Source organism: Sphingosinicella microcystinivorans (assembly GCF_003634215.1).
GTDB lineage: Bacteria > Pseudomonadota > Alphaproteobacteria > Sphingomonadales > Sphingomonadaceae > Sphingosinicella > Sphingosinicella microcystinivorans.
On the sequence record NZ_RBWX01000013.1, the window covers coordinates 67,587 to 75,909 of the forward strand.

Annotated in this window: 6 protein-coding genes; 2 read left to right on the forward strand and 4 right to left on the reverse strand. The window is 63.4% G+C overall.

The features are described 5' to 3' along the window. Positions 1-241: 241 nt before the first annotated feature. Positions 242-1,225, forward strand: a complete 984-nt coding sequence (locus tag DFR51_RS18160) for an endonuclease/exonuclease/phosphatase family protein (protein WP_243445525.1) — start codon at positions 242-244, stop codon at positions 1,223-1,225. A gap of 15 nt (positions 1,226-1,240) precedes the next feature. On the opposite strand, the gene katG is transcribed toward DFR51_RS18160, so the two are convergent. Further along, a complete protein-coding gene (gene katG, locus DFR51_RS18165; RefSeq protein WP_121053719.1) occupies positions 1,241-3,400 on the reverse strand; it encodes a catalase/peroxidase HPI in 2,160 nt (719 codons plus the stop codon). Between the two features lie 419 nt (positions 3,401-3,819). Here katG and DFR51_RS18170 point away from each other — a divergent pair, with 419 nt between their 5' ends. After that, the gene (locus DFR51_RS18170; protein ID WP_121053721.1) at positions 3,820-5,139 is read left to right on the forward strand and encodes a site-specific integrase; all 1,320 of its coding nucleotides are present in this window, start codon (positions 3,820-3,822) and stop codon (positions 5,137-5,139) included. Positions 5,140-5,174: 35 nt separating this feature from the next. On the opposite strand, the gene DFR51_RS18175 is transcribed toward DFR51_RS18170, so the two are convergent. From DFR51_RS18175 to DFR51_RS18185, 3 genes are all read right to left on the reverse strand, one after another. Then, entirely contained in the window at positions 5,175-5,501 is a 327-nt protein-coding gene (locus DFR51_RS18175; protein WP_121053730.1) for a DUF736 domain-containing protein, read from the reverse strand. 361 nt (positions 5,502-5,862) lie between these two features. Beyond that, positions 5,863-6,327: a Ros/MucR family transcriptional regulator gene (locus DFR51_RS18180; RefSeq protein WP_121053722.1), complete on the reverse strand. Its 465-nt coding sequence runs from the start codon at positions 6,325-6,327 to the stop codon at positions 5,863-5,865. 89 nt (positions 6,328-6,416) lie between these two features. Further along, complete coding sequence (locus DFR51_RS18185; RefSeq protein WP_121053724.1) at positions 6,417-8,219, reverse strand: ParB/RepB/Spo0J family partition protein; 1,803 nt, start codon at positions 8,217-8,219, stop codon at positions 6,417-6,419. Positions 8,220-8,323 lie beyond the last annotated feature (104 nt).

The following is an 8,323-nucleotide window of genomic DNA, read 5'->3' on the forward strand; positions in this document are numbered from 1 at the left end:
GCATTAGGGACAGGGCGTTACGCGCGGGCGTTCTTTATGTGACGCAAAGATGCAGGAAACATTGCAATTCGGTGTAGGAGACACGCGAAGGACCGACTTGAGTTTCCGGCAAGGTTCCGGCACGCAGCCGACCATGCGACGGCACCTCCTGCGATCATTCCGATCTCCGGTCGTTGCAGCGAGCGCTGCCATTCTGACGGGGTGCGCCGCGCTACCCGCTCCGCGCACTCTGAGCTGCGCAATGAGCGAAGCGCCGCCCGTTCAGCGCGCTGCCGACGGCCGAGCCTCGGTCGCACTCGACGTGCTGACCTATAATGTCGAAGGCCTGCCATGGCCCGCGCGCAGCGGGCGCACGGCGCATCTGCGCGCGATCGGCAAACATCTCGACGCGCTGCGCCGCGCAGGCGAGGCGCCCGACGTCGTGCTGTTTCAAGAGGTGTTTTCGGGCGCAGCCGCGAAGGCGGCTGAAGCGGCGGGATACCCTGCACTTGTCGCCGGACCCGAGCGCACGCAGAGACGCACGCTGGATGCGGCGGGCAAGGTGCCGGGCAGCCGGAAGTGGCGAAAGGGCGAGATCGGCATCCGCGTGCTTTCGTCCGGCCTTGTCATCGCCAGCCGCTATCCGATCGTAACCGACTCCTCGGAACCTTTTTCGCGTCGAAGCTGCGCGGGGTTCGACTGCCTGAGCAACAAGGGCGTCCTGCACGCGCGCGTTGCGATCCCCGGGGTTCCCGATCCCATCGACATTTTCAACACGCATATGAACGCCCAGCGCGCGTCCGGCGTCTCGAAGGAACGCCATACACCGGCACACAATATTCAAGCCGAAGAACTCGCCGCGTTCCTGGAAGCGCGCCGCGCGCCGGAAAACCCGGCCATATTCGGCGGCGATTTCAACATGCGCCGGTCGCTTCTGCGTTTCGATACGTTTTACGCGCTGCAGCCGCTGGCGCTGGTCCATCGCTACTGCCTGTCGGACGACAGCGGCTGCGAGGTCCATATGTCGTGGGACGGGGACGCGCCGTGGATGGACACGCAGGACCTGCAGCTTTTCTCGCCGGGCCGGCGCGTGGAGATTCGCCCGGCGCGCGTGGAGGCAATGTTCGACGGGCGTCCGGGCAGCCCGATGCTTTCAGACCATGACGGACTTCGCGTGCGCTATACGCTGAGCTGGGATGCCGCCGCTCAGCCTTCTCCCGACGCGTGTTATCCGGGGAAAAACTAAGCGGCGGCGGGCTTATCAGAACCGGTCGGCGTTCATCACCTTCGTCCACGCGGCGACAAAATCCTTCACGAACGTCTCCGCACTATCATCCTGCGCGTAGACTTCCGCATAGGCCCGCAGGATCGAATTGGAGCCGAAGGTGAGATCAAGCTCGGTCGCGGTCCACTTCGTCGCACCCGTCTTGCGGTCGCGGATTTCAAAAATGCCGTCCCCGGCGGGCACCCACTTGTTGGCCATGTCGCAGAGGTTGACGAAGAAATCGGTCGTCAGCGCGCCGACGCGACCCGTAAAGACACCGTGGCTGGTGCCGCCATGGTTGGCGCCGAGCACCCGCAAACCGCCGACGAGCACGGTCATCTCCGGCGCGGTGAGGCCCATGAGCTGCGTGCGATCCAGCATCAGCTCGGCCGGCTTCACGGCATAGTCCTCTTTCAGCCAGTTCCGATAGCCATCGTGGATGGGCTCGAGCGGCGCGAAGCTCTCCGCATCGGTCATCGCGTCGGTCGCGTCGCCGCGACCCGGCGTGAACGGCACCTCAACATCATAGCCTGCGGCCTTCGCCGCCTGCGCGACACCCACGTTACCGGCAAGAACAATGACATCCGCAACGCTCGCGCCGCTTTCGACCGCGATCGGTTCCAGCACGGCGAGCACGCGCGCGAGGCGAGCTGGCTCGTTGCCTTCCCAATCCTTCTGCGGCGCGAGGCGGATGCGCGCGCCATTGGCGCCGCCGCGCATGTCCGACCCGCGGAAGGTGCGCGCGCTGTCCCACGCCGTGGTCACCATATCGCTGATCGAAAGGCCGCTCGCGGCAATCTTCGCCTTCACAGCATCGACATTCCACGACGTGCTGCCCGCCGGAACGGGATCCTGCCAGATCAGGTCTTCCGCCGGAACATCCGGGCCGAAATAGCGCGCCTTCGGACCCATGTCGCGGTGCGTGAGCTTGAACCAGGCGCGCGCGAACACGTCCCGGAAATAAGCTGGGTCGCGATGGAAGCGCTCCGAAATTTCCCGGTAGATCGGGTCCATCTTCATCGCCATGTCGGCGTCGGTCATGATCGGGTTGTGACGGATCGACGGGTCCTCCACGTCGAGCGGCCTGTCCTCTTCCCGAATGCTCACCGGCTCCCACTGCCAGGCACCCGCGGGGCTTTTCCGCAGCTCCCAATCGTGATTGAGCAGCATTTCGAAATAACCGTTGTCGAACACCGTGGGATGCGTCGTCCACGCACCTTCGATGCCGCTGGTGATCGCATCGCGGCCCACACCCGTGCCGCCCGGATTGGCCCAGCCGAAGCCCTGCTGATCGACGCCCGCGCTTTCCGGGTCCGCGCCGAGCGCCCCCGCATCGCCATTGCCGTGACACTTGCCGACGGTGTGGCCGCCCGCGGTGAGCGCGACGGTCTCTTCATCGTTCATCGCCATGCGGGCGAAGATTTCGCGCACGTCACGCGCCGTGCGCAGGGGATCGGGCTGTCCGTCCACGCCTTCGGGATTGACGTAGATAAGGCCCATCATCACGGCGGCGAGGGGGTTTTCCAGGTCCCGGTCTCCCGAATAACGGCTGCCTTCGCTGCCGCTCGGCGCGAGCCATTCCTTTTCAGACCCCCAGTACACATCCTTTTCGGGATGCCAGATGTCTTCACGCCCGAAGCCGAAGCCGAAGGTTTTGAGACCCATCGATTCATACGCGACGGTGCCCGCGAGGATGATGAGATCGGCCCAGCTGACGGCGTTGCCGTATTTCTTCTTGATCGGCCACAGGAGGCGCCGCGCCTTATCCAGGCTGACGTTATCCGGCCAGCTGCTGAGCGGCGCGAACCGCTGATTGCCGGTGCCGCCGCCGCCGCGACCGTCCGCGATGCGATAGCTGCCCGCCGCGTGCCACGCCATGCGGATCATCAGACCGCCGTAGTGGCCCCAATCGGCGGGCCACCAATCCTGGCTATCGGTCATCAGCGCGTGGAGATCCTGCTTCAACGCCGCGATATCGAGCGTCTTCAGCTTTTCACGGTAGTTGAAGCCTTTGCCCAGCGGGTTGGTCTTGCCGTCGTGCTGGTGGAGAATGTCGAAATTGAGCGCCTCGGGCCACCAGTTCGTGCTGGACGACAACACCGTATTGCTGCCGTGCATGACCGGGCATTTGCCCTTCGGGCTCGTCATTTCGTTCATCGTTATCCTCCGGCATTGCGAAATAATGTCATTCGATCGCACGAGTGTGACGCCGCCCGAATTATTCGGCAATCCGATTTATATCGTCACAGTAATCGATTGGGGCGATATGTCGCCACACTGGCCAGCAGTATACGCGCAAGAGACGCACAACAGAACCGCCGCGTAAAACGGCCGGTATCATGTTGATGTCGGAAAGACATTCTGGAGCGGGCGAAGGGATTCGAACCCTCGACCCCAACCTTGGCAAGGTTGCATTGCAGCGTTTTTGGCTGTTTTCCGTTGATTGCCTCTGACTGCTTGATTCGCCATTATCTGCAGATTTCTGCCAATTTAGCCATCAGCAGTCATCGGCGCGCACTTTTTCCGTGGTAGCCCGGTGGTAGCCCAGAACGAACAGACGTGCTATGCGCCGATCTATGAAAACGAAACTCTCTAAGACCCTCGCTGACGTCGCCGAACCCCGAGCAAAACGTTATAATATCTGGGATTCTGAGATTTCCGGGTTCGGATTGCGGGTGACCCCGGCGGGAATAAAAACCTGGGTCGTGAAGTACAGAGCCGGCGAAGGCGGCCGAGGCGTGGTAGCCCGATGGTACACAATTGGCCCATTTCCCGAGATTTCTGCATCAGACGCGCGAAAAGCGGCCGAGTTCGCGCTCGCTCGGGTGCGGCTCGGGGAAGATCCCGGTGGAGAGCGCATTACTAAGCGCGCCGAAATGACGTTGGCGGAAGCCATCGATTTCTATGAGCATGAAGGCTGCTTCGTGCAGCGAGGCATTCGGCAGGGAGAGCCGATGAAGCCGATGACCAAGGCCTACACTCTCGCGCGCCTCCGCCATCACGTCGTCCGGCTTTTAGGCAAAAGGCGCGTCACCGAGATCGACGAAGGCGACATCACGACTTTCGTCCGCGATGTCAGCGCCGGAAAGACCGCTCGCGACGAATGGATCGTCGATCCTGAGACGGGAAAGCGCAAGCGCGTGATTGTGCGCGGGGGCGATGGCGCGGCGCGCAAGGTCGTGCGAGACCTGTCGGCGGTCTATTCCTTCCTCAAAACGCACAAGCGCAAAACGCGCGTCACGCACAACCCGGTCGAAGACGCGAGCGTGAGAAAGACGGACAATAAGCGCACGCGTTTCCTCTCGATCGAGGAAGTGAAGCTGCTGGGTGACGCGCTCGACGCAGTCGAGGCCGAAGGTGCTAATCCTAAAGCGGTGAATATTGCGCGGCTGTGGGCGCTATCGGGTTGTCGGCGCAACGAGATTGCGGGCCTGAAATGGTCAGAGGTTGATCTCGAGCGGGGCTTGCTGATCTTTGACGATTCAAAGACCGGCCGAAGCGTTCGCCCACTTGGTGCGGCAGCCACTGCGCTTCTCGAAGCCATGAGACCCGATGAGCCTGAGGGCTATGTCTTTCCGGCGGAGCGCGGCGATGGCTTCTATCAGGGGACGAAAACCGTGTGGCAGGCTGCGATCAAGAAGGCTGACCTGCCCGGCGTAACGCCGCACGTCCTGCGTCATACATTGGGAAGCGCGGCCGCCTCGGCGGGTGAAGCGCTCCTGATGGTCGGATCGCTTCTCGGGCACGCCAATGCCCGCTCGACCGCCATCTATGCTCATATCTCGCACGACCCGGCCCGCATGGCGGCCGATCGCGTGACCGCGCCGATCGCGGAAGCGCTGGGTCGACCGGTCCCGATGAGGAAGGAAAAGATGGAAGCCGCGGAAGCGGCTTAATCCCGCCCGGCGCACCGGGCGGGATGTCGAGCCATTCAGTCTCCGCCGCGGCGACCGGGACGTGACCAGATCAGGCTGTGAGCCTCGCCGCCATCGTCGTCGAACAAGTTGGCGTAGATCGGAGCATTGAAGCTCGGATCGTCGAGCTTGAGCCCGAGGTAGGCGCGGCCCTCGTTCGAATGCTTGGCCCAGGCGGCACCAACTTCGGCGTTGCCGACAAAAACCCGGTGTGTGGGCGCGTTCTCGCTGGGCGGGTTCTGATCGGGGACGATGCGAACACCTTTGGCCTGAAGGCTGAGTGTCACGATGTCGCCGACGAATTCGCCCTTGGCGGTCTTCTTGAAAGTTCCGATGGTAGCCATGTTGATATCCTTTCCTTGTCCCGAGACCGTGCCCTTCATGGCCTCGATGGCTTGGGACATGACCGGGACTGCCGCGGACGCAGCCGAAGGCCCGCAAGCGCAGCTGGAGGACGGCACCGCTCGGCTTTTTTGTTCCGCGAGGAATGTTGGCGAAGCCGGCAGGGGAAAAAAGCCGCGCACAGCCGTTGCGGCCCCGAGCGGCAGAGGCAAAGCCGCTTTCGGTCATCAAGCCTTTCGAAGAGGCCGTGAAGGGCATGGTCTCGCGAGGGTAAAGGAGACTGGCTAGCGCGTTCGGCTTTGAGTGGAACGGCGGGAGAATTGAAGGCCGACCGGCTCACCCGCTTCTAAGGCAAGGGTGTCGTCAGGCGCCGGAATTTGCGCGCCCGCGAGGAGCCGGAGCCTTCGCTGCCGACTTCCGGCCGCCGCCGCGTCCCTTGGTGCCGAGGCCGATTTGCTTGGCGAGCGCTCGCCGCGTCTCGGCATAGTTCGGCGCGACCATCGGATAGTCTTTCGGCAGATTCCACTTGGCGCGATAATCGTCGGGCGTCATGCCATAAGCGGTCATCAGATGACGGCGCAGCATCTTCATCTTCTTGCCGTCCTCGAGGCAGACGATGTAGTCGGGCTTGACCGACGAACGAATCGAAACCGCCGGTTTCTGCTCCTCGACCGGCTCGACGACCGGCGAACCCAGTCCCGCCAGCGCGCCATGAACGCGCGCGATCAGGTCGGGAAGATCGGCGAGGCCGACGGCGTTGTTCGAGACATGCGCCGCGACAATATCGGCGGTGAGCGTGAGCAGCATATCCTGAGTGTCTTCGGCCATCGGTTATCTCCTCTTCGACCCACGCCCTATCGCCTGCCTTGCCCTCCGGCCACGACTATTTGACCGATAGGGTATTGCGCCGTGCGCCCTCAGGGCGCGCGGCGCGCGAATTTTCGCCCGGATGGAATGGGCGGCGGAACGCGCCGCCGCCCGCGACCGTCACGCGGCTTGCGCTGCGGCTCGTCCTCTGCGTCCGGCACAGTCAGTTCGCCATGCGCCGTCACGGTTCCGACCCCGCCGCGCGCCGTGTAGGCGGCGGGCGGGAAGGCCATCCATCTCGGGACCCAGCCCTCGACCTTGGTCCGGCCGTTGGTGCCGTCCAGATGGTCGCGAATGATCGCCTTCAAGGTCGCGCCCTTCTCCTTGGCATTGGCGGCGGCGACTTCGGCCCCGCCAACCTCGGCGACCAGCGCCGTCAGCACCTCCCTGTCGCGAAGACCTTCAAAGAAGGCATCGTCGGCGCTCCACCAATTGGCCATGTCGAGCCCGATGTGGAGGCCCACGGCCTCGACTGCGGCGCTTCCCGCGAACAAGGTCTCACCGATCACGATGGCGATCACGTCCAAGACCGCACGGTCGGGAAGGTCGAGCAATCGCTGGAACAGCGCCGCGAGCGGCATCGGATTGCCGCCGGTCACGCTCGATTCCTCGGCATCGAAACCGAGCATCGCCAGCACCGCGCGGCGCTTCTCGTCGAACACCGTCTCCGCGCGGCAAACCTCGACGCTTTCGCGCACGTCATCGTCCTTTGCGGATTGCGGCTCGACCCGGACATGCCAGAGCGGTGATCCCGCAACGGCATGGGCAACCATCAACCGCAGCGCCACGGCCGGATGGCCGGTCAGCGCTGCGCGCACGGCGGCATGACGATGAAGATCGACATAAGTCTGCGTCCGCGCGGTCAGTTCGGGGCGGGTCGTCTTGGGCGCGGCCTCGATCTTTTCGCCCTTGTCGAGCCGCGCCGCTTCCTTCGCCGTGACAAAGCCTTCGTGAATGTCGATCTCGCCGGTGTCGCGCACCTCGATATAGATGCGCCCGCCCTTGCGCTTGGCCGCTTGGCGAAATTCCCACGACCGGAAATGCTCGCCGCGCGGTAAGACAAGGACGTCGCTCCACCCTTCGTCCACAAACGCCAAGCGCCGCGTCTCGACGGCGGCAAGCTGCGCGGCCCAGAAGGCATCGCTGTCGGCAAAATAGCGATCGTCGCCGAACAGGTCGGCGATGATCGCAAAGCCGGTCGCCTCGACGTCGAACAGAGCATGTTCAACCTTGATCGCGCCGCCGCCGAACAACCAGCCTTTGAGCTGGTTCCCCTGCGGGCAATAGGTCTGCGGATCGTCGAACAGCGCCAGCCATGCGCGCTGCTGGCCTTTCGATGCCATCGTCAGATGCCGCACGGTGCCCGAACTGATCTTCTCCTTCGCGTAGAGCGAGCGGATGCGCGGGAGCAGATTGCCGAGCGCAAGGATGCGCTTCACCATTGGCTCGGGCATCCCGAACGTATCGGCAAGGTCGGCGATGCTCCGCCCTTCGCGGACCAGCCGTGTATAGGTTTCCCATTGCGTCACCTCATCGGCATCGCGGCGGGCGACATTCTCGATCAGCGACGCTTCGAGCGCGGCGGCATCGTCGCCCTCTTCGAGAATGGCGCATGGCAGCGGCTCGGCTTCGCCCTTTTCACCCGCGACCACACACGCGGCGGTGAAGCGCCGCGCGCCCGCGACGATCTCATAGGCGCCTTCGGCGCAATTGGGCCGCACGATGAGGGGAACGAGAACGCCGCGCGCGCGAACGGTCGGCAATATGTCCGAAACGTCGGGCGCCTTCTTGGCATAACGCATATTGGCCTTGCTGATCGAAAGCTTGCCAAGATCGATAAAGTCGAGTTTCATGGTCTTGCTCCGTATGTTGGGATTGAAAAGAAAGGGAAAATCGTTTCATTAAAAGCTGTTACTGACCTTGCGAGGGGGAGGACCTCGCGCTCCACACGACGCAG